We start from the raw sequence: 25330 nt of genomic DNA, 5'->3' as shown, positions 1-25330 counted from the left end.
GCGACGTTCAGGTATAGGGTCCGCCGCATTATAGCTGTGCTAACTTAGTAGAGCCGACTGCACTTGTGCCCCAGCGTCTCCCGAATCAGGCCCCACCGGTCTGTTGCGACGCAGCATCGTTGCAAGTGGGATGCTTGCCTGAACCGTCAGGTTTAAGTAAGGCGTCGAGCGTACCTTGCACCGAAAGCAGTCAAAGTCAAACAGGAGACAACCCATGTCCGCCATCGAGTCGGTGATGCAGGAGCATCGCGTTTTCAATCCCCCTGCGTCGTTCGCCAAGACCGCCGCGATCCCCAGCATGGAGGCCTACCAGGCCCTGTGCGACGAGGCTGCAAAGGATTACGAGGGCTTCTGGGCCCGCCACGCACGCGAGCTGCTGCATTGGCACAAGCCGTTCACGAAGGTGCTCGACGAGAGCAACGCGCCGTTCTACAAGTGGTTCGAGGATGGCGAGATCAATGCCTCGTACAACTGCCTCGACCGCAATGTCGAGAAGGGCCTCGGCGACAAGACGGCCATCGTCTTCGAGGCCGACGACGGCACGGTGACGCGCGTCAGCTACCAGGAATTGCTGGCGAAGGTCAGCCGCTTCGCCAACGGCATGAAGGCCCTTGGCATCAAGAAGGGCGACCGCGTCGTGATCTACATGCCAATGTCTGTCGAAGGCGTCGTGGCCATGCAGGCCTGCGCGCGCATCGGCGCCACGCACTCGGTGGTGTTCGGCGGCTTCTCGGCGAAGTCCCTGCAGGAACGTCTGGTGGACGTGGGCGCCGTGGCGCTGATCACGGCCGATGAGCAGATGCGTGGTGGCAAGGCGCTGCCGCTGAAGGCCATCGCTGACGAGGCGCTGACGCTGGGCGGCTGCGAGGCCGTCAAGAACGTGATCGTCTATCGCCGCACGGGCGGCAACGTTGCCTGGACCGAAGGCCGTGATCGTTCGATGGAAGACGTCGCCGCCGGTCAGTCCGATAACTGCCCCGCCGAGCCCGTTGGCGCCGAGCACCCGCTGTTCGTGCTCTACACGTCGGGCTCCACCGGCAAGCCGAAGGGCGTGCAGCACAGCACGGGCGGTTACCTGCTGTGGGCGCTGATGACGATGCGCTGGACCTTCGATATCAAGCCCGATGACATGTTCTGGTGCACGGCCGATATCGGCTGGGTCACCGGCCACACCTATATCACCTACGGCCCGCTGGCCGCAGGCGCCACGCAGATCGTGTTCGAAGGCGTGCCGACGTTCCCGAACGCCGGCCGGTTCTGGGACATGATCCAGCGCCACAAGGTCTCGATCTTCTACACCGCGCCGACGGCGATCCGCTCGCTGATCAAGGCCGCCGAGGCCGACGAGAAGATCCATCCGAAGCAGTACGACCTCTCGAGCCTGCGCCTGCTGGGCACCGTGGGCGAGCCGATCAATCCAGAGGCATGGATGTGGTACTACAAGAATATCGGCCGCGAGCGTTGCCCGATCGTCGATACGTTCTGGCAGACCGAAACTGGCGGCCACATGATCACGCCGCTGCCGGGCGCCACGCCGCTGGTGCCGGGCTCGTGCACGCTGCCGCTGCCGGGCATCATGGCGGCCATCGTCGACGAAACCGGGCAGGACGTGCCGAACGGCAATGGTGGCATCCTGGTCGTCAAGCGTCCGTGGCCGTCGATGATCCGCACGATCTGGGGCGACCCGGAGCGCTTCAAGAAGAGCTACTACCCCGAGGAACTCGGCGGCAAACTGTACCTGGCTGGCGACGGTTCGATCCGTGACAAGGAAACCGGGTACTTCACGATCATGGGCCGTATCGATGACGTGCTGAACGTGTCGGGCCATCGCATGGGCACGATGGAAATCGAGTCAGCGCTGGTCTCGAACCCGATCGTGGCCGAGGCCGCCGTGGTGGGTCGTCCCGATGACACCACCGGCGAGGCGATCTGCGCGTTCGTGGTGCTCAAGCGTTCGCGGCCGACGGCTGAAGAAGCCGTGAAGATCGCGGCCGAGCTGCGCAACTGGGTGGGCAAGGAAATCGGCCCGATCGCCAAGCCGAAGGACATCCGCTTCGGCGACAATCTGCCCAAGACGCGTTCGGGCAAGATCATGCGCCGCCTGCTGCGTTCGCTGGCCAAGGGCGAGGACATCACGCAGGACACCTCGACGCTGGAGAACCCGGCCATTCTCGATCAGCTCAAGCAAGCCCAGTAAAGGCCAGCCAGCGGATCCGGAAAACGGATCGTCCCGGTCACGCATCCGTGACACCCATCGTGCCCGCCTCGGTTTCATGCTGAGCGGGCACGATTTTCTTTCTTGCTGATGCCAGACACCCAGTCGCGCTTTCGCCGCCGGTTGATGCTGTACTACGGCCTGTTCACGCTCGGGCTGTTTGGTTTCGTCGGCATGATGGGCTTGCTGGAGCATTCCAACGCGGATGCGCTCTGGCTTGGCTACGTCTTCCTCTTCGTCACGATCGCGATCTATGCGTGCATCGGCCTGATCTGCCGTACCTCGGATCTCAACGAGTACTACGTGGCGGGACGGCGGGTGCCGGCCATGTTCAATGGCATGGCGATCGCCGCGGACTGGATGAGCGCGGCATCCTTCATCGGACTGGCCGGCATCATCTTCGTCTCGGGCTACGAAGGGCTGGCCTATGTAATGGGTTGGACCGGCGGCTACTGCCTGGTGGCCTTCCTGTTGGCGCCATACCTGCGCAAGTACGGCGGCTACACGATCCCCGATTTCCTGGCGGCGCGGTACGGCAACGGCAAGCCGGGCGGCAACATGCCGGTGCGCGCGATCGCCGTGCTGGCTGCATCGCTATGTTCGTTCGTTTATCTGGTGGCGCAGATCCAGGGAGTCGGGCTGATCGTCACGCGCTTTATCGGCGTGGAATTTGCCGTTGGCGTGTTCTTCGGTCTGGCCGGCATTCTCGTCTGTTCGTTCCTGGGTGGAATGCGCGCCGTGACGTGGACGCAGGTGGCGCAGTACATCATGCTCATCGTCGCGTTTCTGCTGACGGTGTCGCTGATCGCGTGGAAGCACCACCACGAAGTGCTGCCGCAGGTCAGCTATGGCAAGTTGTTGAGTCAGATCGACCAGACGGAAAAAGCGATCGAGCGCGATCCGGCCGAAATTCAGGTGCGCGAGATCTTTCAGCAGCAGGCCATAGCGATGCAGGACCGCATCGCGCGACTGCCGGAATCGTTCCTGGAGGAACGCAACGCGCTCGACGCCAGATTGCTCGAGTTGCGGGCGCGCAATGCGCCGCTGCGCGAGATCAAGAGCGTGGAGCGCGAACGCCTGGCATTCCCGGTCGATGCGGCGGACGCGCTGCAACAGTGGACCCAGATGCGCGAGGATGCGCTCGCACGCAGCCGGGTTTCGACGCCCTCGACTGAGCCATACCCTGCGGCTTCGGAGCAGGAGCGCAAGACGCAACGGCTCAACTTCGTGCTGCTGGTGTTCTGCCTGATGCTCGGGACGGCCAGCCTGCCGCACATCCTGACGCGCCTCTACACGACGCCATCGGTACGCGAATCGCGCAACTCGGTGGCCTGGGCGGTGTTCTGCATTGCGCTGTTGTACGTGTCCGCGCCAACGCTCGCGGCGCTGGTCAAGGCCGAGTTCCTGCAGCATCTGGTAGGTACGCCATACGCCGAGTTGCCGCAGTGGGTGGTGCAATGGCGGAAGGTCGACCCACCCGTGTTCGGCATCCGGGACATGAACGGCGATGGCATCGTCCAATGGGCCGAGATCCTGATCCAGCCGGACATGATCGTGCTGGCCGCCCCGGAAATCGCCGGGCTTCCCTACGTGATCTCAGGACTGGTCGCGGCCGGCGCGCTGGCGGCAGCGCTGTCCACAGCCGACGGCCTTCTGCTCACCATCGCCAACGCGCTGTCGCACGACGTCTACTACCACATGGTCGACCGCCAGGCGAGCCACCAGCGGCGCGTGACGACCGCGAAGGTCGTGCTGCTAGGGGTGGCGCTATTTGCGTCCTATGTCACGTCGCTGCGGCCCGGCAACATCCTGTTCCTGGTCGGCGCGGCGTTCTCGCTGGCGGCATCGAGCTTCTTCCCGGTATTGGTACTAGCCATCTTCTGGCGCCGCACCACTGCAGCGGGCGCGGTAGCCGGCATGGCAACCGGCCTGGGTGTGGCGGTCTACTACATCTTCGTCAACTACCCGTTTTTCACCAAGATGACTGGAATCTTCGGCAACCGCTGGTTCGGCGTCGACCCGATTGCATCGGGCGCGTTCGGTGTGCCAGCCGGGTTTGCCGCGGCCATCCTGGTCAGTCTGGTGACGCCGAGGAATGCGCCGGTGATCGACAGGTTGGTGAATTATCTGCGGAAGGGGTAGCAGGGTATTGCCTAATGCCCATTGTCCATTGCGCATAGGGCAAAAAAACGCCCACACCTGAGAGGCAGTGGGCGCGCGGGAATAGATCAGTTGGGGTCACAACGGATCTTGCTGGGACCGGGAGGTGCCCAACGGATCAAGTCTGCTCCCTGGTGCGCGGGGGTTCTATTTGATGTTTCCGAATTTAGTCTGGGACTCTTCCGCAATTGACATTCCACACGCTGCAGGAACGATAGTCTTTCGCGCCACCGCCGTAGTCGCTTTGTCATCCAAGAGCCTTCGAAGCGTTTGAATGCGAAAAGCACGTCCGCGCAACGGGCCATGTTTCCACTTTGTATTGGATCTGAGTCGGACAGCCCCACACACGCGCCTCAATTTCTTGCAGTACGTTACGCAACGTCACCGCCGGTTAAATGCCGGCGGAAGCAGCGCCAGTTCATCAATAAGCGCCAGTTTCTCGTTGCTATGGTGATGACGGGCTATTGCGTGCAGAACAAGCAATAGCCTGGTTGCAGAACCTGGGCATTGCTCAGGCTGCCCGATATCGTCACAGACGAAATATCCCCTCACCAGAAGCGAGTCATGACTACGACATCCAGTACGACTTCCGCCTCAAGCTCCGGCCTGATATCAAACCTCGGCGTTGGTTCCGGACTTGATCTGAGCTCCTTGCTCGATCAGCTCACTCAGGCCGAGCAGGCACCGCTGACCGCGATCACCCAGGAGCAGCAGAGCTACCAGACCAAGCTCTCCGCATATGGGCAGATCCAGAGCATGCTGGCGGCATTCCAGGGCTCGGCCAGCCAGCTTGCCAGTCAGTCCTTCTTCCAGGCAACGACTGCCAGTTCCAGCAATACCGCCGTGTTGAGTGCAGCTGGCAGTAATACGGCGGCCACCGGCAACTATGCGGTCAACGTCACGCAACTCGCGCAGGCGCAATCGCTCGTCTCGAAGGGACAGGCCAACCAGGCCGCTGCCATCGGCACAGGCACCATCCATGTCGATTTCGGCTCGATCTCCGGCGGCACGCTTGACAGCAATACGTCCAGCGCCACCTACGGTACATACACTGGGGCCACGTTCACGGCCAACAGCGCCAACACCGGCGTCGACATCACGATCGACAGCAGCCACAACACGCTGCAGGGTATTGCCAGCGCGATCAACAACGCCAACGCCGGCGTCACCGCAAGCATCATCAACGACGGGTCAGGCACACCCTACCGCCTTGTGATCAACTCGAACAATACGGGTGCCACCAACAGCGTGCGGCTTTCGGTCAATGAAACCGATGGCGGCACGGCGCTCGCGAACCTTGTTGGATATGATCCTGCCGGAACGCAGAACCTGCAGCAGACCGTTGCTGCCCAGAATTCCCAGCTCACTGTCAACAATATCGCCATCCAGAGCACCAGCAACACCGTGAGCGACGCGGTGGCCGGCGTGACCATGACATTGGCGCAGACAGGTACCAGCAGCGTCTCGGTGCAACGCGACACCAGCTCGATCGTGACGGGCATACAGGGATTCGTCACCGCGTACAACAACCTGCAGAGCACCTCTGCCTCGCTGTCCGCATATGACCCCAGCACACAGACGGCTTCACCGCTGACCGGAGACTCCACGCTGAGCATCATGCAGTCGCAGATGCGCAGCCTGCTGAATACGCCCCAGTCGAACAACGCCCTCACCACGCTCTCGCAGATCGGCATCTCGTTCCAGGACGACGGTACGCTGGCGGTCGACACCAGCAAGCTGACCACGGCGCTGAACAACAATGCCGGCGCGGTGGCCAACCTGTTCGGCAACACCGACGGCGTAAGTGGCTATGGCAATCAGATCAGCACGTTGGTCAAGAACCTGACCAGCAGTACCGGTGCGCTGACCACGGCAACCGCGGGCATCAACAACACACTCAAGGATCTGAGCAATCAGTACGATCAGACGCAGACGCAAATCAACGCAGATATCGCCAACTACAAGGCGCAATTCACGCAGCTCGACGTGATCATGTCGCAGATGCAGAGCACCAGTGCCTACCTGACGCAGCAGTTCTCGACCAGTAGTAGCAAGGGATAACGTTGGAAGAGCGAGGGCACTGCCGTCTGGTGACGGCGGTGCCTGCCGTGACCCTGTGTCCGACGCACAGGGTCACGGCCAGGGGGCAGGGCAAAAGAGCTGATGGATTGGTGGGAAAACTGCCGGGCAGCCAAGCTCAAAGCGAGAACGCGCCCGGATCACACCGCACGGGTGTCAAAGAGCCCGGTCGCATTGACGCCCTGCGCCGCCAGCCTGTCGCTGGGGACCGTTGCCTGCCTTTCTTACGTGGTTGACAGCAACTTCATCCAGGGTGTCGATTGTGCAGCACACGACACCATGCCGCGCGCCTCCCGGCCGGTCATGGCGAGGACCTCGAGGGACCACGCACGACCGGCGCAAATCAGGCCAGCGTATTGATGATCGAGCCAGTCGGCACTGCCGCGGCGCTCGCTTCGACCGCCAGCGAATTGCTCGCGTCCGCTGAGGACGTGCTCGCAATGGCCTGTGCGGGGGGCCGCGCCTCCATGATGGTGATGACCGCCGCCATGATGGGCCTGCTTGAGCTTGGCCAGCGCCTGCTGGGCGCCGCTCAGATCATTGTTCTGCAAGGCCTGCGCGATCTGCCGGAAGTCGGCAGCTGCGCTGCGCGGTGTTGTTCTGGTCGGAGGCGGCCGGCAGGTATATGGCATCGAAGGCTGACCATGCTCAAACGCTACCCGCTGAACATCCTCTCCGCGCTGGACCGTCTCGCCAACGCCATCACCTTTGGCAGCGGGGACGAAACGATCAGCAGCCGACTCGGCAAGGCGCACGCCAAAGGCAGCCGGTTCGCCTGTGTGTTCTGTCGCTTCCTTGACCTGTTCCAGAAGGATCACTGCAAGCTGTCGATCAACCCCGACGATGGGGCGAATGCAACGGTCCCGGACTGAGGATGGAAGCCACGAGCAAAGTAGATCAATCGAACAGTTTGTTCATTGCCGTATCAGGCCAAGAACCCATGCCGCAAGCGCGATGATCAAAATCGGGTGCAACGACGAGAGCTTGTAGGACAAGAGACCTAGGACTGGCATCCCTCCTACAATCCAGGCGGCAGAAAGGGCGCGGGCCGAATCAAACATTCTGCGGTATTCCTTGTTGATTTTTTTTTGCCTGAGTTAACTCTTACGAAAAGCATGTACCAGAACACTACCTGTATCCATGTGGAAAGCAGTGACATGTACATGTCTTGAAAGAACTGCATCACCAAAGGAAACATGAATGCGGCATGGATGAAAATGTAAGGGCCGCCCTCTGATTTTGCCTTCTCATACAAGGCGTCATGGGCTAGACCTGAGAGCGCGGCAAATATCAAAACTCCACCAACACCAAAGTCTCTATAGTACGGATCCATCACCGTAAAAACGTTGGTCATATCCGGGATCAAAACATAATCTCTGATTAATGGAGGGATTTCTATATTAAGTCCGATGACATTCGCCAGCATATAGAAGAAGCGAAATGTATAATCACCATATGTTGCCGAACCATTCCCGTCGAATACACTGCCCATTGCGAAAATGGGGGAGAGGAAATAGACTCTCAGCGTCTTGATTATGCCGTCTACATTGTCATCAACCGACGCAGTTGCCGATCCTCCGCGACATGGAAGCCGTGCGATCTTCCGACTTCGTCTTTCCTGGCATGAAGGCGGAAACAGGACTTTCAAACATGTCCATGCTCGCAGTCCTCAAGCGCATGGACCGGCCAGACCTGACCGTGCACGGCTTTCGGAGCACGTTCCGCGACTGGACCGCAGAGGCAACGAATTTCCCAAGAGAACTAGCGGAGAAGGCGCTTGCGCATACGCTGCGCAGCGAAGTAGAGGCCGCCTATCAGCGCGGCGACCTCTTGGCCAAGCGCGCGAAGATGATGCAAGCGTGGGCCGACTATTGTGACCGTCCCGTGAGCAGCGTTGTTCTACCGATGACGAAAACGGCGTCTGTGGTATAGGCCATCACCCAACCTCCGAATTCAACGTCCCGCCATAGGCGGGATTTTTTTTGCCTTCACCTAAACCGCTCTGCGATACCACTTCATACCATGCGACACCAAGTGATACCAGTTGATACCACTTGATACCAGACAGCATCATATCGAGCCATCTGGAATCGCTCCGCTCGGCATCAACCGATTCTAAATCGCATGGTGTCGCCTGACATTATTCGTATCGTTTAAACGCAATGGACCAACTATCAGTGATCAATTGATCATAAAAATATTTTTTGGCCCCATACATATGCGCCACATAGCGATCCATCAATCCCCGCGAATCCATATATTTCAATGGTTGCGAGGTTAGTATATTCATATATTTGAATAAAGACATTAAACGATTCTTAGTGAAATAACGCGTGGCAATGTCTTCACACAGCGCCTTGACCTACGCTAATGTTCGCCCGTCAATAATGATGAATATATACAAGCCATGCACTCTGACACCGCAAAGCGCAAGGTGCTTCGCGCTCGCGACATAGCAGAAATGACCGGCCTGGCAAGGCCGACCATCTATTACTACGTGAAACTTGGGCAGTTCCCAAAGCCGATCCCCCTGGGGGCTAAAGCTGTCGGCTGGCTGGCATCCGAAGTGGAGGCTTGGCTCGACGCACGCATCCAAGCTCGCAAGTAATGAGCGCAAGCACATTGCTCTCTCGCCTGGATCGCGTGCAACAGACGAGCAAAGGCCGGTGGAAGTGCATCTGCCCTGCGCACGATGACAAATCTCCGTCGCTATCAGTGACTGAAAAGGATGATGGCCGCGTGCTGGTGCATTGCTTTGGCGGATGCGATAGCAGCGAAGTACTGGCGGCTGTCGGCCTGGATATGTCCGCGCTATTTCCCGAGCGGCTGGCGGACCATCTGCCGCGCGAGCGACGGGCATTCAACGCGCACGATGTACTGCGCGGCGTGGTGTTTGAGCTTGCCATCGCAATCCAGTTCATCAACATGGTGCGGCGTGGTGAATCGCTGACAGAACAGCACCAAGAGCGTTTGCGCGTCTGCGTAGAGCGCCTGGCTGTAGCGGAGGGCATCGCAAATGCGTAATGAATCCGCACGTCTTGCGCACGGCTTGGACGCACTGGATGCGGGGCGCGCGACGCTCAAGCGGGATTCGTCCGGCGAGGTCATCCGCAAGGCCACAGGCACGGCAGGCGAACTGGCCGGCGCGACCGGCGCGGCATCCAATGAGCCGCTGAATCTCAGCGAGGACGCTTTGGCGCTGATTTTCGAGCGACAGCACGCGGACACCCTGCGCTATTGCCACACTGCCTGCGCCTGGTACAAGTGGACCGGAACACGCTGGGAACAAGACCGCACGCGCCTCGCGTTCGCCTGGGCACGCGAAACCTGCCGCAATTTTGGCAACGGCCAGGCCAAGTTTTCAAAGGCTGCGACTGCGAGCGCCGTGGAGAAGTTTGCAAGTACCGCCCCCGGCCTCGCTGTCACCGCTGAGGTATGGGACCGTGCACCGTGGCTGATAGGAACACCTGGCGGGACGGTTGATCTACTGACTGGTGACATGCGCGCTGCAGTGCCAAGCGAACGCATCACGCGCCAAGCGGGCGCCGCACCAGCCTCCCCTGGTGTCATCCCCAGTCGGTGGCTTGCGTTTCTGGACGATGCCACTCGCGGAGATGCCGCCCTTATCCGATTCCTGCAGCAAATGGCCGGCTACGCCCTTACGGGCGACACATCAGAACATGCACTGTTCTTCATCTATGGCGCCGGCGGCAACGGGAAATCCGTTTTCCTGAACACTATTACCGGCATCCTGGGCGAGTACGCAGAAACCGCCGCGATGGACACGTTCACGGCGAGCAAGCATGACAAGCACCCGGCTGACCTAGCAAAGCTCAAGGGCGCCCGCCTGGTGAGTGCCAGCGAAACCGAGGACGGGAAAGCCTGGGCAGAAGCCAAGATCAAGCACATGACGGGTGGCGACCCAATCGCGGCGCGCTTCATGGGCGGCAACTTCTTCACGTACACCCCGGAGTTCAAGCTTGTCATTGTTGGCAATCACAAGCCCCGACTAAACAACGTGGATGACGCTACCCGCAGGCGCTTCAACATCATCCCGTTTGTGCATAAGCCCACGACGCCAGACAAGGGTCTGGAGCGCGAGCTACGCGAGGAATGGCCGGCCATCTTCCGCTGGATGATCGACGGATGCCGTGACTGGCAGAAAAACGGATTGCAGCGCCCCGCCGTTGTCGAGGAAGCCACCCGCGAATATTTCGAGGCCCAAGACGTGTTCGGCCAATGGCTGGAAGAGGCATGCGACGTTGGCGCACGGTTTGTCGATACGTCCGCCGCACTGTTCGATAGCTGGGCGAAGTATGCACGCGCCAATGGCGAGGACCCCGGCAGCGCAAAGGCGTTCAGCGAAGCTATGCAAAAACGCAACTTCGTCCTGAGAAAAAACACTCCCGGCGCCCACGGAAAGCGTGGCTTTGCGGGTGTGCGAGTGAGGTTGCCGCAAGCATTGCCGGATCGGACGGACCCACACGCGTGGGATACCGATGGGCCGCTTTAACCGAACCCCTTAGTTTTGGGGCGGATGTCAGTGACTTGGGGCGGGTATGGGGCGCATAAAAATAGCATCCGCCTCGCCGCAAACGCTTACCAGCAAAGCATTTCCAGGTAAGTGGGGCGGATGGGGCGGATTCATCTACTTGTCACAGCATTTCCTGCGCGCACTGTCGAATAACAGGAAAGTCGCGCCCCAACGCGCCCCATGTGCCCCGTGGTCTAGAAAGAACCCGCGACCGCCGCCAGGCAGTCGCACCAACCGTAGTCAAACGAAAAACGAGAGATAGAACACATGCGCGACTTCCGCGACATTTATGAAGACGGGACATTTGCAATGGGCGGGGCATGTCCTGCTCGCCAGCCTCACGAGTTGCGCGGGCTTGCCGACGAACTGCGGAGAAATGATTTCAGGCGAGCCTGGCGTGACTTTGAGTACTTGGAGGACCAGTTTGCTAGGACGCTGGAGAAGTATGGGCGCTGGACGATGGCCCGATTCCCTGGGCTGAGACATTCGGCAATCGAACGTATGCGGCGAGAGTACGCACGCGATCTCATCAAGATTGCCATCGTCATCTACCCCGACGAATTGCGCCGCATCGAGCAGCACATCGTCAACGCCGCAGCGCACGCATCGGACGATTGCACCACGCCTATCACTCTGCAGGAAGTCAAACGTATGACGCTGGCGGAGCAGCTTCACGCCAACGAGCGCAGGTGGCAGCGATAGCCTCGTGCCATCGGGAGGGCTTGGCCACATGCGCCGGGTCCTTCCTGACGGGTGAGCCCTGCGGGAGCAAAGGTCCCGCGATAAATCATATCTGGGTGACTTTCGAAACCGCTCACTACGACTATATCTCCCGCTGCGAAGCATTGCGCGGCGGCGGAATGCGCATCGGTAAGAAGTAGTAAGCGGTCCGGCCTCTGCCTAGTGGCAGTCTTATAAGACTTGAGCAGAGTTGGAAATAGTGCCAGTGACTTTGCTCTGTGCGAACTTGGATACTGGCCTTGCATTTTCGAAGGCTCAAGCCAAAGCAAATCAGCATGGACCAAACACAAATTTCTCAGCGCCTGCTGGAAATCCGCGAGCGCGGCAACCTGCGGCGCCTCGCCGCTGTTACGCCGCAAGGCGTCAATCTGGAGGCGCGCACCGTCGAACTCAGTTTTTCCAGTGAAACGGATTCAGTAGAGCGCTGGTTCGGTGTCGAGATTCTGGACCATTCTCCCGGCGCTTGCGACCTGACACTGCTGAACAATGGCGCGCCCCTGCTATGGGGGCATGACCTAAATGACCAGCGCGGCGTGGTCGAGTCCGCGCGCATTGACGGCGACCGCAAGGGCCGCGCCGTTGTGCGGTTCAGCAAGAGCGAGGACGGCGAGCAATTGCTGCAGGACATTGCGGACGGCGTCGTCACCAAGGTAAGCGTTGGCTACCTCACGTTTGGCATGGAGCACGCTGGCGAGCGCAATGGCGTGGACGCATTCCGCGTAACAAGCTGGCAGCCGTATGAAATCAGCATGGTGAGCGTGCCTGCTGACGATTCCGTTGGCGTTGGACGCTCACTGCAGACCATCGAGCAACAGCACGAGAGAGAATTCATCCAAGTGAAAAACACATTTGATCTGGCCGGCCTGATGCGCGCTGCGCGCGAGAAGAAGGACGGCATCCAGCACTACGACGGTGCGGGGAACTTCCGTGGCTATACGCCGATTTCTCCCTCTGCAATGGGGCAAGTTCGTCTCACCGATTTGCTTCCCAGTATTCCGGTGGAGATGTCGCCGGAGTACGCGCCCATTTCCGCGAAGCTGGCCAACAACAAATTGTCCTTGGCAACCGCGCTGATGGAAGCATCGCAAGTGGTCCAGGCCGGTGCCACAATCATCCCTGTTGCGACCGCGCCGATGCCGGAGAATTCGCCCGTCATTGCGTGGTATCGACGGGCAGCGAAGTTCAGCACGATCGCGCCGGCACTGTTTGGCCAAGTTGCGGATGGCGTAGACGTTGCTGTCGCAACATTCCCAGCACATCGTGCAGAAATCGACATTGGCGATGCGCCCACGGCTGCAGTGTCTTTCGAGTTCACGCGTCGCCAGCAAAAGGACGTTGGGGAGGATCAGCTTGCCGCTGAGCTTGCGATTGCCCTGGCGCTTGGCCTGGCGCGCTACGCCGATAGCGTACTTTTGAGCGCCATCAATGCTTCTGCGCCTGCGCCATTTTCACTGAGCGCGGCTGCCGCAAAGGGGCTGAGGTTCGGGGAATTGTCCGCACTGGTCGGCACCACCGGCGCAGGTGCGTCCATTGGCCAGGACGGCGTCTTACGGGCTGCCGGCGTCCGCGCTGATCTGACGGACACCATGGCAGGAACCTTCGTAGGTGCGTTCTCGCGCGCAGCCATCGCGGTGCATGACGATATCCCGCTGTATATCGAGCGGACGGGCAAGCAAGGAACGCTCAAAGCAACCGCCTTCGTCAATGTGCGGCCGCTGCTTTCCGATCCTGCTGCTTTTTGGTCCGTGGAACCCGCTACCGAGAAAATCGTCACCGTTCAGCCAGCTCCCGGCGCCGTCTTTGCTACCACGTTGGCTGCCTAACATGCGCCTGCCCAAATTCTCATTCTCACGGTCCGCTGCCGCGTCCGGTGCCAATCCTGCGGAGGCTGCGCGGGAAGCGTTGCCTGCCGCCCCCATCGGGGAATCGCACACCGAACTGCCGACGCCTGCACGGCGGCTGTGGCGGACGCCCCGCTGGTCGCGCCGGTCCGTCGCTCCCGTATCCGAGCATCCGGAAGCTCTGCCCGCAGATGTACTAGCCGCTCTCGATGCGGCAAGCGTCATCGTGCGCAACAAGTCGGAGGCCGAGAGCCTTGCAGAGGACGTAGCTGTAGAGCGTCGCCCGCTAATTGGGCTTCCGGGTTTCCGTGCCTTTCTCTTTGATGAGGAGACCGGCCCTCGCTTTCTGCGCAAAGTATTCCCGGAACTTACCGATGCGCAGATTGGACGCGCCGTAAGGCTTCTCATGGCCCGCGTAATAGTGGAAGAGAAGGACAAGGCGGACAGGATGGAGAAACTGTTCACTCCGCAGGAGCAGCGCTCCAAATGGAAAGACTGGAGGCCGTATCCGCGCCTCCGATGGAGCGAGAGTAGCCAGCAATGAACCTCCTCCCCGGGGCCGACCCAAAGCGTACCCCTCGTCCCTACCACCTGACGATGGCCATTAGTGCCGCCATTGCGGATGCCATCGAAGCCGAACGCACGCGAGTGGCCGATTTGAGCGGAGGCATCAAGCCCAGTGTGTCTGCCGTAGCTGCTGCCGCACTGGAGCGCGCGCTGCGCAAATAGTTTCATAGTGGCCCTGCCGGATGGGTGTTCCGGCACTGGCGCCGTTCAGCCAGTCCTCAAAATGACGGAGAGGCACGGCCCACCTCTGGTTGCAACGGGCTAGCACGCGCGCTGGCAGACCGCCGGAAATAGTCTGCCAATCCAACCGCGAGACCATACGCATGAACCAAAATCTTCCCGCCGTGCCCGATCAGGAATCCAGCCAGGAGGAACCCAAGAAGCGCCGCCGCAAGCTGACCAGGCAGACCACACTTGAAGAAGAACAGTCCATGACTGGCACCGGAGCCGAAACGCCCCTGCCTCCTGGCCCGCAAGACGTTGCTGCCGTGATTGGCCATGCAGCTATGCTGCGCCTCGCATCGAAGCTGCCACTTGCTGCGCGCGGGCGGAAAGAGCGCCTGCTCTATGTGCCGGCTGAAATTGAAAGAAAAGATGCCTTTTCGGACCTACTCGGTGGCCATGAAACGGCAATGAAGCTGGTGATGCGCTTTGGCGGCAAGATTCTGCGCTTACCGGCGGCATGAGCACCAACGACTACGAGACGGTATGGGCCGATTGCGTCCGGCGGCTACTGGATGGCGACGCGCCGGTCCATGTCGTCAAAGCCATCCGGCGTTTGCTCACACCGGAGCAACTTGAGGCCAGCCGGCGCCAGCGCCAGCACCAGGCGCGCCACCTTGCCCTGGCGGCGCTGTTGCAAGCCGGCGACGATATGGCGGACCTGGCAAGCGAGCTATCACGTAGGGTTGGCTGATCCCAGTTCCAAGGCTCGATTCCCGTCGAACGCCCTTTCAGTCGAGCGCCACGCCCAACTTGGTGCAGGCCGCCTGAAGCGCGATGAAGACAAGGGAACCCATATCCTCGCCCCAACGCTCAGGGTTGCTTGACATGAATTTGTCGACGATAGCTTTAATCTGAATGTCGGTCATGTGTGCGGCCAACTCACACCGTTGCAGTTTCTCGGCTCGCGGCAATGAGCCCTTTGCCATCAAGGGCGAGGCGAGAAGGCCGTCGATCACTCCGATCACGTATCGACGTTTGTCGATATCGGTGAGCTGCTGGTACGTGTTGCCGGTGAAGAAGCCCTGGGGAACCATGATGCTTTGCGCCGACGCTGTCATTGCAAGGGCGGCGAGCAATGCGGCCACGATCGTCTTTTTCATTAGCACCCCCTGGTCGTTCTTAGAGTTGGCGGTATTGTAGCGCCCCCTCCCAGGCCTGGCCCGCGTCGTGAGGCAGCCTAGAGACAGACTACCTACTGAACGCAAAAGATGGCGGAGGTGTCTTTCTGGCTGAACGCAAACGCTTCAAGGCAACGCTAATTCGCCAGCTTTTGTGTTAGCCATGCGGCGCCAAGGTAGCCGAGATAAACCACGGAAATAAGCCCAATGGCGAATACGGCATTGATCAGCAACCGGAGCCACCGGGGAGTTTGGCGTTGCAATAGCACTGGAATCTGTGTCGCGAATCCCTGGTCGCACTTGATACCGGTGTTCACCTGCGCGGCAGTCAGCGGCGGGAAGTAGAGGTACGAAATTTCAACCTGCTCGCCCGGCACAAGGCTTGGAATCACAATGTCTTCGCTACCACCAGGCGTGCTATTTACTTGGTGAGCGATAGGCGGAAAGATGTGAAAGTTCGGAAGGTTCGCGTGCTGTACGCGGATATTCGTCGCTGCCTGGCGGCCAGCATTGCGAAGAACCACTGCGTGTGTATAGACAAGGTAGGGAGGGCCGCCATTGGTAGGCGCCACTCGATGCGTACTTACGTGGCCATAGTACGTAATGAGTTTCGGGCGATGCTCAAACCAGCGATTGATGTAGACGCCAAGGACAAGCCCGATGACAGGCTGGGCGATTGTCGCCACCACGTTCCAGTCGATTGCCATCTGATCTCCCAAGACCATCCTGACGATTGCGCCTGCCCCCAAGTCAGTTTTAACGACGTGGGTAAGAACGTGGGTAGCTGAGCGCGAAAAGAAAAAAGCCCTTGAAAATCAAGGGCTTAGAATTCTTTCTGGCGGAGAGAGGGGGATTCGAACCCCCGATGGGCTATTAACCCATACACGCTTTCCAGGCGTGCGACTTAAACCACTCATCCATCTCTCCGGGAAGTCCGCGATTATAGCAGAGCCGCTCCGGCTGTCCAGCATCGCGCATGTGCAACGTCTTACTCGCTGGCTCGCCTTCCTTTTCCGAACCTCAGGGACTTTGGCAGCAGGCACAACATGATCGCCAGGAAGAAGAGCGTCGACGGCACGCCTTTCCCTTGCCAGCCTGAGAGCGAGTGGAACCAGTAGACGAGGATGGCCAGGCCGACGAGGTAGTGGAATCTGACTACAAGGTTGCCTAGCGGGGGACAGATTCGGCCGATGAGCCAGACGCAGCCGTAGGCGGCAGCGTAGTAGCCCAGCATGATGAGGAGAGCGCCCATGAGGTGACGGATAACGGATGCGGCACAAGACACCTCATCTATCGGGCTGTGCCGGCGATTGCTTCACCCCTCGGACGAGTGGGCACTGGCTGGACGATGCCAGTCACTCCCGCGCCTGCGTCACCCGATTCCGCCCGCCTCGCTTGGCTTCATACAACGCCTCGTCCGCGCGGCCGTAGGCGTGCTCGAACGGGCGGCCCTGCGGTGACCAGCTCACGCCGAAGCTGGCGGTGACCTCGCGGTTGACGGGGGCAGGGAAACGATGTCCGGCGATGGCCTGGCGCATCTGGTCGGCCAACGTGGCGGCGGCGTCGATCGTGAAGTCGGGCAGCAGCGCCGCGAACTCTTCGCCGCCCATGCGTCCGATCACGCCTTCCATGCGGACCGTGTCCTTCAGGCAGGCCGTGACGCCGCAGATCACCGCATCGCCCACGGGGTGGCCGAAGTCGTCGTTCAGGCGCTTGAAGTGGTCGATGTCGATCACGATCAGCGCCAGGCTGCCGCGCGCCAGCGCAGCTGTGGCGCGGTCGATGACGGCGCCGCGGTTGAGCGCGCCGGTCAGTGTGTCGTGCGTGGCGCGGTATTCGAGTTCCTGGGCCAGTTCCTGCAACCGGTGGTTGAGCCGGTTCATTTCCAGCTCTTCACGATCGCTGCGCCGGATCAGGCGGCGCGTCTCGCGCATCAGCCGCTCGTAGTAGCTGATGAGCTGGCCAAGGGTGTGACGATAGGCTTCCTCGCCCGCGTCGACATCGCAGAACACGGACCTGGCGTGGGCCAGAACGCTGTTCTCCGATTCGAACAGATCGGGCTCGGGCATGGTGGCGACGGTAGCGAGAGGGGGATTCAACTGCTGGTCGTCACTTCGTCGATGAAGTCGATGGCGGGGAAATCGGCGTGCAGTTCCTGGCCGAACTCGAGGATGGTGTCGTCGTCCTCGTCGTGGAACCAGTGCAGGCGGATCTCGTTGCCACGCTCGGCGGCCTCGTTCAGCGCGTCGAACATGCTGAACAGCATCTTGGTGCTGGAGCTATTGAAGTACGTCAGCGCGACGTTGACCGTGACGGACGCGCCATCGCAGTCGGACAGGTACTTGCGCAGGCGCGCTACGGCTTCGCCGTAGAACACCGCGGCATTCTCGGGGTAGGACTCACCCTTGAGCGAAAGAACGTGCCGCGTGAAGTCGAAGCTCACTTCGGGCGAGCTTGGCGTGGCGGCGATGAACAGGTTTTCCATGGCGGGCTCTTTCCGATGGGCTCAGATGGTGGCGACGAGCTGGAACATCGTCGAGACCGGATCGGAATCGATCGGCTGAAAGTTGTACTCCAGAGGGGCGCTGGCATCGCGCGCCATCGTCAGGATGCCGAGACCGGCGCCTTTGCTGCCCTCCGGCACCTCGGCCCGCAGGGTTTCCTTGTAGGCGCGCTTGATCTCGTCGAGCGTCATGGTGCGCACGCGTTCCAGCGTGCCGCGCAGTTGCGCCACGCGCGCGGTGGACACTGGATTCGAGCACATCAGGCGGTAGTGTTCGTCGACCATGCTGATGCAGACGGAACCGTGGCGCAGATGACCGTCGGCTTGCGATGGCGATGTCAGCGAATCGGACGAGTAGTGCACGATGTTCTGCGCCATCTCCACGAACGACGAGAACAGCTTGCGACGCGTGGCGCCGTCCACGCCGCTGACGGAAAGCTGCAGGCGCACCGCGTCGGACATCGCGGCGATGATGTTCTGCGAAAAATAGCCGACGTAGTAGAAGATCACGTTGCGTTCCCGAGCCATCGCGAAGAAGGGCTCATATTCATTGTCAATCGATTGTGCGGCGGTCATGTGTTGGCGAGTGGGCGCGGTGCAACCGGATGGCGTCACGGCGCGCGGAAACAGAAGAAAGTCAGGTCGTCGCGTCGGCGCTGCGTGCCTTGCCAGTCCCGGTGCGCGTCCTGCACGGCCTGGCTGATCTGCGTCGCTGATGCGGCGCGATTCGCGCAGATCGCCTCGCGCATCCGGCGCTTGCCGAAGGCGATTTCCTTCGGGCCGCCGATCTGATCGATCAGGCCATCGGTGGTGACGAAAACCAGCGTGCCGGACGTGGTCGGAGCGACGCTGTTCTGCCATGTGAATGCCATATCGGTATCGACGTAGCCGACACCCATGCGCGCCCCGTTGATCATCTCGCCTTCGGCGTCGGCGGGTTGCAGCACGAATAGCGATGACTTCGCGCCGGCGAAGGTCAGCTGGCGCGTCGCGTTGTCGAACCAGAAGAAGGCCGCGTCCATGCCGTCGTCGGATTCCGACGCGCTTGGTGATTCACGCGGCTCGCGGTCGTTCTGGCCGAGCATCTGCTTGATGCCGCGATTCACGGCCATCAGCAGCGCGCCGGGGTCGCGCGGGCCGATCTGCTCGATGGCCTGCGTGAGTAGCGACGAGGCGATCAGCGTCATGAAGGCGCCCGGCACGCCGTGGCCGGTGCAATCGGCCAGTGCGGCGAACCAGCCGTCCTCGAAGGCGGCGAAGTGGTAGAAGTCGCCGCCGACCACGTCACGCGGTTCCCATACCAGTGCGGCGTCGGGTAGCGTGGCGCCCAGCATCTCGCGCGAGGCGCGCAGCATCGCGCGCTGGATCGTGCTCGCATAGTCGATGCTGTGCATGATCTGGCGATTGCGCTCGGCCTGCATGTCAGCCACTACGCGCATCAGTTGCAGACCTTGCCCCAGGCCGATGTACTGGTCGTCGCGCGCGATGATGAAGCCGTCGGCCAGCGCCTTTTCACCGTATTCCACGGTTCGGAACGTCAGCGCGTCAATGCTCATGGCCGCGTCGACGATCAGCGGCTCCTTGTCCATGAACGCGATACAGCTTTTGCGGTTATAGAGCTCGCGATGGTATGGCTTGCTCATCTGCGAAAGAAAGATCGACCGGTTGATCAGGCCGATCGGCTTGCCTTGCTCGGTGACGGGCAGGCAGGCCAGGTCGCGATGGGCGGCAAAGACTTCCAGCACATCCTGGTTCGTCTGGTCGGTGGTGACAGACGGGGTCGGCATGGCCAGGTCTTCGGCGCATGGCTGTCGGAAGCGCGGACGGGCAGCGGAAGGGTCGACCAGTACGCCAGACATGACGGGAGGGACACTGTGTGGAAAGTGGCCCAGAGTCTAGGCAGGCTATATGACGAATCCGTGACGCTTCGGCCCCGAAGGCCAATGTTGCTTCCCTACTGGCGAGGGATGGCGGGCGTAGCGCTTTGAGGAAGGGGGGGGGCTACCGTCAACCGCCACCGTTCGGGCCGACGGCGACCGCCGGCTCAGCGTCGGCCAATGCCGCGCACCCCATCACCCGGGCCAGCAGAGGCCAGCGTTGCGCGGCGGCCACTGTTTCTACTTCGACTTGCTGGTCGAAGTACTGCTGCGCGTCGAAGCCGTCGACATGTTGGGCCAGCATGTCGATATCGCTGTAGGCCGTGGCCGCCTTGCGGGACCCGATGGGTTTGCTCATTGCTGCTCCACCCAGACGCCGTCCGGTGTGTGAATCACATAGCCGTTGGTTCGTTTCATCGTCAGCGTGGCTTCGTTCTCGCCGACCATCTGGGTCTGCGGAAGATCCTCGACGTAGTGCGCCAGATCGGGCGCCCCCTGGCGGAACGGGCTGTCGGCCACGAGATTGAACACCAATTGTGACAATCCGAAGAAGCTCGTCGGGGCGTCGACGGTTACCGGCTGCGGCGTTGCCGTGGTGGGCAGGCCGACCAGTTTCACGCCCACGGGCACGTGGATGATGTTGGGAGTGGGAATCTCGCGCAGCCCCGAGATCTGGTTCTTGTCGCCGCGTAGCGCCGCGCCATGCTCGGGCACGAAGATCACCACGGCCTTGCGGCCAGACTTGCTGATGGTGTCGATGATCCGGTCGACATCGTCGAGCAAGGTCTTCAGGCGCAGCGGGTAGGACTCGATGCTGGTCAGGCGCTTGTCGGGCAGGCGATTGCCGTCGTGCAGCGTGACCGTGTTGTAGTAGAGCGCCACGGGGCCCTTGTCCTGCGCCAGGTGCTGCTTGTACCAGTGGTCAAAGGTATTGAAGTCGTCCAGGATCGGCGAGTCGTCGAAGGCGCGCATGGCCACCGGCACGCCTTCGGTCGATTCCATCTTCACGCCCTGAATGCCGATCTCGGTCTCCACGTAGGTGCGGAAGTTGTCGAAGCGGCCATCGTGGTTCATCAGGATGCGCGGCGTGAAGCCGGCCTGGGCCAGATCGGCGAACAGGTGGCATTCGGCGGGCGCGGGGTCGTACAGGTCCTTGTGCGGCTGCTGGCCGCATGACGCGCGCAACAGGCGGATGGCGGCTGGGCCGCTATAGCTGGCGGCGGAACTGAAGTTCTTGAACAGGTAGTCGAAGCGCGACAGCAGTGGGTGATTGAGGCTCTTGGCCGCGTCGAGGTCATCCCACGACAGCGAGCAGATGTGCAGCACAATGATGTCGAACTGCGCGTCAGGCGTTGCGGTAAGCGGCGAGAAGGTGGCGGTGCGCTGGGTTTCCTGCTGGCGGAACGCGGCCAGGATGGCGTCGTAGTTGTTGGTGGCGTTGATATCCGCGCGCGCCGATCCGGCGGATTGCGCCGTTGCTTGCTGAGCCTTCGCGCCTGGCAACGTGATACCGGTGCCATACCAGATCGGCATGGCGATCAACGCAAGCAGGACGAGCGTAGTGGTGCGAATCCATCGGTTGATCAGCAGGTACACCAGGACCACCAGCACCACGGCCACCACCATCTGCACCGGCACGAAGCGCTGGAATAGCTCCACCAGGTATCCGGGCGTGAAGGCGCGGATGTTGGAAAACTCCGTGAGCAGACGCGTGAACGGCGGCAACGTGGATTCCCGCCACGCCAGCGCCGCACCGGCGCCGATGGCGATGATCTGCCGCAGTACGCGCAGAATGCGCGACTCGAGCGGTATCACCAGCAGCAGGGCGAAGACCAGGTTCAGCAGCCATATCGGTTGCATCTGCCCGGTATGGAACAGGTAGATCTTGGCGAGGAAGTAGAGGTTCCAGAGTCCCATGGGGTCTCGCTTAGGGGTTCGGGCCGGTCAGGGCAGACGTGAGCGGCGTCGCGCGGTCACCAGCTCGACGGCATCGACGAAGGCATCGTAGAGCCGTAGCAGGCCCTGGTAGCCCATTTCAACGACTTCCTTGAAGCTGCGCAGCGGAGCATCGACGCGCTCGTCGTCGAGCCAGTCGATCCACGCGTCGGCACGGCCGAACGTGCACTGGATCAGCTGTGCTTCGCGCTCGACGCTCAAATCATCCATGCGCACCCCAAGGTGGCGATTGATATTGCGCGTGACCATGGCGGGGAAGTGATAGGTTCGTGAGCCGCGCGACAGACATACGCCCACCGGCGCGCCTTCGACCAGTGGCACGTCGATCGGCAGCACCATGCCCAGGCCGCCCATCGAATAGTTCTCGGTCTTGCACGCGATCGTGCGGCCATCGGGCAGCAGCAGAGTCGCCGGCACGCGCATCGGGATACGGTGCGATACGCGCACCTGCCGTGCCTCGCGGGCCACGCCAACGGCAGCGCCGAGCATGATGAGGTTGAACGTTGCCCATCCCATGTTCATCAGCACGGTGGCGGGCTCGTCGGTGCCCCAGAACAGCAGGCGGAGCACGCCGAAGACAAGGCCGGCCACGTTCAGCGCCAGCAGTACCAGATAGGGCTTGGAGATGGTCCAGTCCAGATAGTCGTCGGCGATCTGCCCGCCCTTGGCCGTTACGTTGAACTTGCCGGCGCGCGGATTGATGAAGGCCACTGTGGTGGGCAGCACGATGTACCACGCCAGCACGGACTCGTAGACCTCCGCCCAGAACGAATGTCGGTAGCGACCCTGAAGCCGCGAGTTGGTTACGTTGGCGATCAGCAGGTATGGCAACACGTAGGCCATGATCATCAGCGCCGACGTATTGATCACGTGCAGCCCGAAATACAGATACGCGATCGGCATGGTCAGGAAGATCAGCCGTGGAATGCCGTAGAAGAAGTGCAGCATCGCATTGCTGTAGCACAGGCGCTGGAACAACGTCAGGCCCTTGCCAAGCAGCGGATTGTCCAGACGGAAGATCTGCGCCATGCCGCGTGCCCACCGGATGCGCTGGCCGATGTGGCTGGACAGGCTTTCGGTGGCCAGCCCGGCGGCCTGCACGGTACGCAGGTATGCGCTGTTGTAGCCACGGCGGTGTAGTTTCAGTGCGGTGTGCGAGTCTTCGGTGACGGTCTCTACCGCGATGCCACCGATCTCGAGCAGCGGCGCGCGCTTGATTACCGCGCAGGAGCCGCAGAAGAAGGTGGCGTTCCAGAGGTCATTGCCGTCCTGGATCAGGCCGTAGAAAAGGCTGCCTTCATTCGGCACGCGCCGGAAGGTGTCGAAATTGCGTTCGAACGGATCGGGCGAGAAGAAGTGGTGGGGTGTCTGGACCAACGCGCACTTCGGATCGTCCAGGAACTCGCCCATGGTCATCTGCAGGAACGAGCGCGTGGGGATGTGGTCGCAGTCGAAAATCGCGATGTAGTCCCCGCTGGTGCGGGGTAGCGCCTGATTGATATTGCCGGCCTTGGCGTGGCGATTGTTATCGCGCGTGATGTAGCCCACGCCCGCCGCTTCGGCGAACTCGCGCATCGCCGGCCGGTGGCCATCGTCGAGGATGTAGACGCGCAGCTTGTCGGGGGGCCAGTCCATGCTGCGTGCCGCGTACACCGTCGGCTGGACCACGGCGAGTGATTCGTTGTACGTCGGGATGAAGACATCGACGGTAGGCCATAGGGACGAGTCAGCCGGCAGCGGCTTTGGCTTGCGATGCAGCGGCCAGGCGGTCTGCAGGTAGCTCAGCGCGAGCACCAGCCACGTGTAGCACTCGGCTGCGTAGAGCAGGTAACCGATCACGGCCTCGGTCGTGGTGGCGAACTGCAGCGTCTGTGTGGAGCGCCACCAGATATAACGCACGGCCATCAGCATGGAGACGGCGATCATCGTGATCGTGGCCAGCCGCCCAGGAATGCGCCGCACGACGATCAGTATGGCCCAGACCACGGCGAACATCAGCATCTGGCTCGCGAGCGTCAGCGGCGTGGTGCCGATGACGACGGTGGCGATGGCTGCGATGACCATGGAGATCGGCAGGACATATGGAATACGCCCGACCTGCGCGGCAAGCGACTCGAGCGAATAGGCCACTCGATTCCAATCCGGTCGAGGCAGGATCGACAAGAACTGGTGGTGCAGTCGCGATGTCGTATTCCAGACGGGCTCGAGTACCCGATCGAGCCAGCGGCGCAGCCAGTTGTCGCGCTCCGGCTCGGCCATCGAACGTTGTTTGCGTGGATCGGCCGCCAGTCGAAATCGAGGTCTTGGGGGGCGGATGAACAGGCGCCACATCCACGTGCCTGTGCCCTGGCGCTTGCCAATGCCGAGCCGGGTCATGGCGCGTCTGTGAACCTGCGCGGCCCATTCCGCCGGGATGTCGCGCTTGCCCGGTCGCGGCGGACGAAAGAACAGGCGGAGCAGCCAGTTGCCGGCATTCGCGGTGCGCGTCACGCCGAGCGCCCGCGCCACGCGGTCGCGGGCACCGGAGAACAGTTCGCTTAGCGAGAAGCGGCGCGCGCTCATGGACGGGACTCCTGTGTGGCGGCTTCGAGCCATGCCGACAACCATGACGCCAGGCCATTCATGTCATGCGCGGCCTGCGAGTGCGGCGTGCTGCGGCAGAAACTCTCGCTGCGGGCCAGCGCCTCGGCCACGCTGCTGTCGTCATGCACGTGATAGGGCAGCATGTCTTGCCCGAGCATGGCCTGCAACAGCGCGACGATATCGACATGAAGTTGCCGCGCAGGCTGCAGCCGCGTAGCCACATAACGGGCGGTCTTGCCTTGCGCGGTCAGCGCGTCGGCCAGTCGGCGCAGCGTCAGGCAGGTCTCCGGTTGCGCCGGGGCCAGGACAAGCACCAGATCGGCGGCCGCGATGGCCTGATCCGCAAGTGGCGATGGCCAACGCGCGCAGTCGATCAACGTTACCCCGCGCGGTGGCAGATCCACCTGCGCCAGCAGGCGGCCGAGCCAGTCGGGCGCGGCGTTTGCCAGCGCGGCGGGGGCGCCGCCGCTGCCCCAGGGCACGAACAGCACGTCATCATCGCTGCGTTGTCCGGCGCGTGCCCACGCGCCAGGGGTCGGTGCGTCGAGATAGGCACCGAGGCCATCCTCGGGAATTTCTCTCATCCCGAAGTGAAAGCCGAGCACGTTGGCGGGATCGCATTCCAGCGCCAGCGCCGGGTGCTTGCGCTGGGCCAGCAGCGAGGCCAGTTCCGCCGTCAGCGTGCTGCGGCCAGCGCCGCCCGTGGTGGAGACGATGGCCACGGTATTCATGACTGGTCTCCACCGCCGATACGGCGCTTGCCACGTATCACCAGGGCGTCGAGTTGCGGTGGTAGTCGCACGCTGCGACGGGGCCGTGGCGCGGTCCAGCGTGGCAGCCAGCGCAGCAGGTCAAAGCGCCACGTCAGCCACGCAAGCGGTGCCGCCAGAATCAGTCCCCAGACGAAGTAGCCGAGAAAGATGGGCATGGG

At 61.5% G+C, this 25330-nt stretch carries 27 protein-coding genes and 1 tRNA gene; 14 read left to right on the top strand and 14 right to left on the bottom strand.

Annotated elements, in window-relative coordinates:
• The first annotated feature begins 214 nt into the window (after positions 1-214).
• The 4 genes from acs to WD006_RS07915 all read left to right on the top strand — a co-directional run bounded on the left by acs (position 215) and on the right by WD006_RS07915 (position 7326).
• Entirely contained in the window at positions 215-2197 is a 1983-nt protein-coding gene (gene acs, locus WD006_RS07930; protein ID WP_011516974.1) for an acetate--CoA ligase, read from the top strand.
• Positions 2198-2305: 108 nt separating this feature from the next.
• Positions 2306-4357 (top strand): sodium:solute symporter family protein, encoded by a 2052-nt coding sequence (locus WD006_RS07925; RefSeq protein WP_029307416.1) that lies wholly within the window; start codon positions 2306-2308, stop codon positions 4355-4357.
• Between the two features lie 582 nt (positions 4358-4939).
• Positions 4940-6436 carry a flagellar filament capping protein FliD gene (gene fliD, locus WD006_RS07920; protein WP_029307417.1) on the top strand — a complete coding sequence of 499 codons (1497 nt, stop codon included), beginning with the start codon at positions 4940-4942 and terminating at the stop codon, positions 6434-6436.
• A 377-nt stretch (positions 6437-6813) separates the two neighbouring features.
• Positions 6814-7326 (top strand): hypothetical protein, encoded by a 513-nt coding sequence (locus WD006_RS07915; RefSeq protein ID WP_227874038.1) that lies wholly within the window; start codon positions 6814-6816, stop codon positions 7324-7326.
• 146 nt (positions 7327-7472) lie between these two features.
• On the opposite strand, the gene WD006_RS07910 is transcribed toward WD006_RS07915, so the two are convergent.
• Positions 7473-8102 (bottom strand): O-antigen polymerase, encoded by a 630-nt coding sequence (locus tag WD006_RS07910; protein ID WP_160172326.1) that lies wholly within the window; start codon positions 8100-8102, stop codon positions 7473-7475.
• A gap of 2 nt (positions 8103-8104) precedes the next feature.
• Here WD006_RS07910 and WD006_RS07905 point away from each other — a divergent pair, with 2 nt between their 5' ends.
• From WD006_RS07905 to WD006_RS07860, 10 genes are all read left to right on the top strand, one after another.
• On the top strand, positions 8105-8386 hold the full coding sequence (locus WD006_RS07905) for a tyrosine-type recombinase/integrase (protein ID WP_051723018.1): 282 nt from the start codon (positions 8105-8107) through the stop codon (positions 8384-8386).
• 475 nt (positions 8387-8861) lie between these two features.
• The gene (locus tag WD006_RS07900) at positions 8862-9062 is read left to right on the top strand and encodes a helix-turn-helix transcriptional regulator (RefSeq protein WP_029307421.1); all 201 of its coding nucleotides are present in this window, start codon (positions 8862-8864) and stop codon (positions 9060-9062) included.
• A 35-nt stretch (positions 9063-9097) separates the two neighbouring features.
• Positions 9098-9478: a DNA primase gene (locus WD006_RS07895; RefSeq protein ID WP_196765236.1), complete on the top strand. Its 381-nt coding sequence runs from the start codon at positions 9098-9100 to the stop codon at positions 9476-9478.
• Positions 9479-9503: 25 nt separating this feature from the next.
• A complete protein-coding gene (locus tag WD006_RS07890) occupies positions 9504-10967 on the top strand; it encodes a phage/plasmid primase, P4 family (protein ID WP_214608468.1) in 1464 nt (487 codons plus the stop codon).
• A 288-nt stretch (positions 10968-11255) separates the two neighbouring features.
• Positions 11256-11690, top strand: a complete 435-nt coding sequence (locus WD006_RS07885; protein ID WP_029307424.1) for a hypothetical protein — start codon at positions 11256-11258, stop codon at positions 11688-11690.
• Positions 11691-12004: 314 nt separating this feature from the next.
• On the top strand, positions 12005-13552 hold the full coding sequence (locus tag WD006_RS07880; protein WP_051723020.1) for an HK97 family phage prohead protease: 1548 nt from the start codon (positions 12005-12007) through the stop codon (positions 13550-13552).
• A 1-nt stretch (position 13553) separates the two neighbouring features.
• Positions 13554-14114: a hypothetical protein gene (locus tag WD006_RS07875; protein ID WP_029307426.1), complete on the top strand. Its 561-nt coding sequence runs from the start codon at positions 13554-13556 to the stop codon at positions 14112-14114.
• Positions 14111-14299, top strand: coding sequence for a hypothetical protein (locus tag WD006_RS07870; protein ID WP_029307427.1), 189 nt, complete (start codon positions 14111-14113; stop codon positions 14297-14299). The genes WD006_RS07875 and WD006_RS07870 overlap by 4 nt, the downstream gene beginning before the upstream one ends.
• 161 nt (positions 14300-14460) lie before the next feature.
• Positions 14461-14823: a hypothetical protein gene (locus tag WD006_RS07865; protein WP_029307428.1), complete on the top strand. Its 363-nt coding sequence runs from the start codon at positions 14461-14463 to the stop codon at positions 14821-14823.
• A complete protein-coding gene (locus WD006_RS07860) occupies positions 14820-15053 on the top strand; it encodes a hypothetical protein (protein ID WP_029307429.1) in 234 nt (77 codons plus the stop codon). Before WD006_RS07865 ends, WD006_RS07860 begins: the two co-directional genes overlap by 4 nt.
• A 37-nt stretch (positions 15054-15090) precedes the next feature.
• Here WD006_RS07860 and WD006_RS07855 read toward each other — a convergent pair whose 3' ends face one another.
• From WD006_RS07855 to WD006_RS07795, 13 genes are all read right to left on the bottom strand, one after another.
• Positions 15091-15462 (bottom strand): hypothetical protein, encoded by a 372-nt coding sequence (locus WD006_RS07855; RefSeq protein ID WP_029307430.1) that lies wholly within the window; start codon positions 15460-15462, stop codon positions 15091-15093.
• Positions 15463-15617: 155 nt separating this feature from the next.
• Positions 15618-16187 carry a hypothetical protein gene (locus WD006_RS07850; RefSeq protein ID WP_051723022.1) on the bottom strand — a complete coding sequence of 190 codons (570 nt, stop codon included), beginning with the start codon at positions 16185-16187 and terminating at the stop codon, positions 15618-15620.
• A gap of 129 nt (positions 16188-16316) precedes the next feature.
• Positions 16317-16407: transfer RNA gene (locus WD006_RS07845), tRNA-Ser, on the bottom strand.
• 61 nt (positions 16408-16468) lie between these two features.
• A complete protein-coding gene (locus WD006_RS07840) occupies positions 16469-16732 on the bottom strand; it encodes a hypothetical protein (protein WP_029307432.1) in 264 nt (87 codons plus the stop codon).
• Between the two features lie 103 nt (positions 16733-16835).
• Positions 16836-17549, bottom strand: a complete 714-nt coding sequence (locus WD006_RS07835; protein ID WP_011516964.1) for a GGDEF domain-containing protein — start codon at positions 17547-17549, stop codon at positions 16836-16838.
• Between the two features lie 26 nt (positions 17550-17575).
• Positions 17576-17965: a DUF1987 domain-containing protein gene (locus WD006_RS07830; protein ID WP_017515511.1), complete on the bottom strand. Its 390-nt coding sequence runs from the start codon at positions 17963-17965 to the stop codon at positions 17576-17578.
• Between the two features lie 21 nt (positions 17966-17986).
• Complete coding sequence (locus WD006_RS07825; RefSeq protein WP_008642446.1) at positions 17987-18559, bottom strand: SiaB family protein kinase; 573 nt, start codon at positions 18557-18559, stop codon at positions 17987-17989.
• Positions 18560-18594: 35 nt separating this feature from the next.
• Positions 18595-19770 (bottom strand): SpoIIE family protein phosphatase, encoded by a 1176-nt coding sequence (locus WD006_RS07820; protein WP_035821990.1) that lies wholly within the window; start codon positions 19768-19770, stop codon positions 18595-18597.
• 220 nt (positions 19771-19990) lie between these two features.
• The gene (gene bcsR / locus WD006_RS07815; protein WP_029307433.1) at positions 19991-20218 is read right to left on the bottom strand and encodes a BcsR/BcsP family cellulose biosynthesis protein; all 228 of its coding nucleotides are present in this window, start codon (positions 20216-20218) and stop codon (positions 19991-19993) included.
• Entirely contained in the window at positions 20215-21777 is a 1563-nt protein-coding gene (gene bcsG, locus WD006_RS07810; protein ID WP_029307434.1) for a cellulose biosynthesis protein BcsG, read from the bottom strand. Before bcsG ends, bcsR begins: the two co-directional genes overlap by 4 nt.
• Before the next feature lie 27 nt (positions 21778-21804).
• Positions 21805-24378, bottom strand: a complete 2574-nt coding sequence (gene bcsA, locus WD006_RS07805) for a UDP-forming cellulose synthase catalytic subunit (protein WP_029307435.1) — start codon at positions 24376-24378, stop codon at positions 21805-21807.
• Entirely contained in the window at positions 24375-25130 is a 756-nt protein-coding gene (gene bcsQ / locus WD006_RS07800; RefSeq protein WP_011516957.1) for a cellulose biosynthesis protein BcsQ, read from the bottom strand. Before bcsQ ends, bcsA begins: the two co-directional genes overlap by 4 nt.
• Positions 25127-25327, bottom strand: coding sequence for a hypothetical protein (locus WD006_RS07795; RefSeq protein ID WP_011516956.1), 201 nt, complete (start codon positions 25325-25327; stop codon positions 25127-25129). The genes bcsQ and WD006_RS07795 overlap by 4 nt, the downstream gene beginning before the upstream one ends.
• Positions 25328-25330: the final 3 nt, after the last annotated feature.

The organism is Cupriavidus sp. Met-2, from assembly GCF_049843575.1.
Classification (GTDB): Bacteria; Pseudomonadota; Gammaproteobacteria; order Burkholderiales; family Burkholderiaceae; genus Cupriavidus; species Cupriavidus metallidurans.
Note: the sequence above shows the minus strand (reverse complement) of the source record. Positions and strands in the feature narration are given on the sequence as shown.

Excerpts from the sequence above, each read along its gene's own strand:
- WD006_RS07860 (WP_029307429.1), top strand. The coding sequence starts at position 14,820 with ATGAGCACCAACGACTACGAGACGGTATGGGCCGATTGCGTCCGGCGG.
- WD006_RS07915 (WP_227874038.1), top strand. The coding sequence starts at position 6,814 with ATGATCGAGCCAGTCGGCACTGCCGCGGCGCTCGCTTCGACCGCCAGC.
- bcsQ (WP_011516957.1), bottom strand. The coding sequence starts at position 25,130 with ATGAATACCGTGGCCATCGTCTCCACCACGGGCGGCGCTGGCCGCAGC.
- WD006_RS07835 (WP_011516964.1), bottom strand. The coding sequence starts at position 17,549 with ATGCCCGAGCCCGATCTGTTCGAATCGGAGAACAGCGTTCTGGCCCAC.
- WD006_RS07900 (WP_029307421.1), top strand. The coding sequence starts at position 8,862 with ATGCACTCTGACACCGCAAAGCGCAAGGTGCTTCGCGCTCGCGACATA.
- bcsG (WP_029307434.1), bottom strand. The coding sequence starts at position 21,777 with ATGGGACTCTGGAACCTCTACTTCCTCGCCAAGATCTACCTGTTCCAT.
- WD006_RS07870 (WP_029307427.1), top strand. The coding sequence starts at position 14,111 with ATGAACCTCCTCCCCGGGGCCGACCCAAAGCGTACCCCTCGTCCCTAC.
- WD006_RS07880 (WP_051723020.1), top strand. The coding sequence starts at position 12,005 with ATGGACCAAACACAAATTTCTCAGCGCCTGCTGGAAATCCGCGAGCGC.
- WD006_RS07905 (WP_051723018.1), top strand. The coding sequence starts at position 8,105 with ATGTCCATGCTCGCAGTCCTCAAGCGCATGGACCGGCCAGACCTGACC.
- WD006_RS07925 (WP_029307416.1), top strand. The coding sequence starts at position 2,306 with ATGCCAGACACCCAGTCGCGCTTTCGCCGCCGGTTGATGCTGTACTAC.
- WD006_RS07825 (WP_008642446.1), bottom strand. The coding sequence starts at position 18,559 with ATGACCGCCGCACAATCGATTGACAATGAATATGAGCCCTTCTTCGCG.
- WD006_RS07865 (WP_029307428.1), top strand. The coding sequence starts at position 14,461 with ATGAACCAAAATCTTCCCGCCGTGCCCGATCAGGAATCCAGCCAGGAG.
- WD006_RS07840 (WP_029307432.1), bottom strand. The coding sequence starts at position 16,732 with ATGGGCGCTCTCCTCATCATGCTGGGCTACTACGCTGCCGCCTACGGC.
- acs (WP_011516974.1), top strand. The coding sequence starts at position 215 with ATGTCCGCCATCGAGTCGGTGATGCAGGAGCATCGCGTTTTCAATCCC.
- WD006_RS07795 (WP_011516956.1), bottom strand. The coding sequence starts at position 25,327 with ATGCCCATCTTTCTCGGCTACTTCGTCTGGGGACTGATTCTGGCGGCA.
- WD006_RS07885 (WP_029307424.1), top strand. The coding sequence starts at position 11,256 with ATGCGCGACTTCCGCGACATTTATGAAGACGGGACATTTGCAATGGGC.
- WD006_RS07830 (WP_017515511.1), bottom strand. The coding sequence starts at position 17,965 with ATGGAAAACCTGTTCATCGCCGCCACGCCAAGCTCGCCCGAAGTGAGC.
- fliD (WP_029307417.1), top strand. The coding sequence starts at position 4,940 with ATGACTACGACATCCAGTACGACTTCCGCCTCAAGCTCCGGCCTGATA.
- WD006_RS07875 (WP_029307426.1), top strand. The coding sequence starts at position 13,554 with ATGCGCCTGCCCAAATTCTCATTCTCACGGTCCGCTGCCGCGTCCGGT.
- bcsA (WP_029307435.1), bottom strand. The coding sequence starts at position 24,378 with ATGAGCGCGCGCCGCTTCTCGCTAAGCGAACTGTTCTCCGGTGCCCGC.
- WD006_RS07820 (WP_035821990.1), bottom strand. The coding sequence starts at position 19,770 with ATGCCGACCCCGTCTGTCACCACCGACCAGACGAACCAGGATGTGCTG.
- WD006_RS07850 (WP_051723022.1), bottom strand. The coding sequence starts at position 16,187 with ATGGCAATCGACTGGAACGTGGTGGCGACAATCGCCCAGCCTGTCATC.
- WD006_RS07855 (WP_029307430.1), bottom strand. The coding sequence starts at position 15,462 with ATGAAAAAGACGATCGTGGCCGCATTGCTCGCCGCCCTTGCAATGACA.
- bcsR (WP_029307433.1), bottom strand. The coding sequence starts at position 20,218 with ATGAGCAAACCCATCGGGTCCCGCAAGGCGGCCACGGCCTACAGCGAT.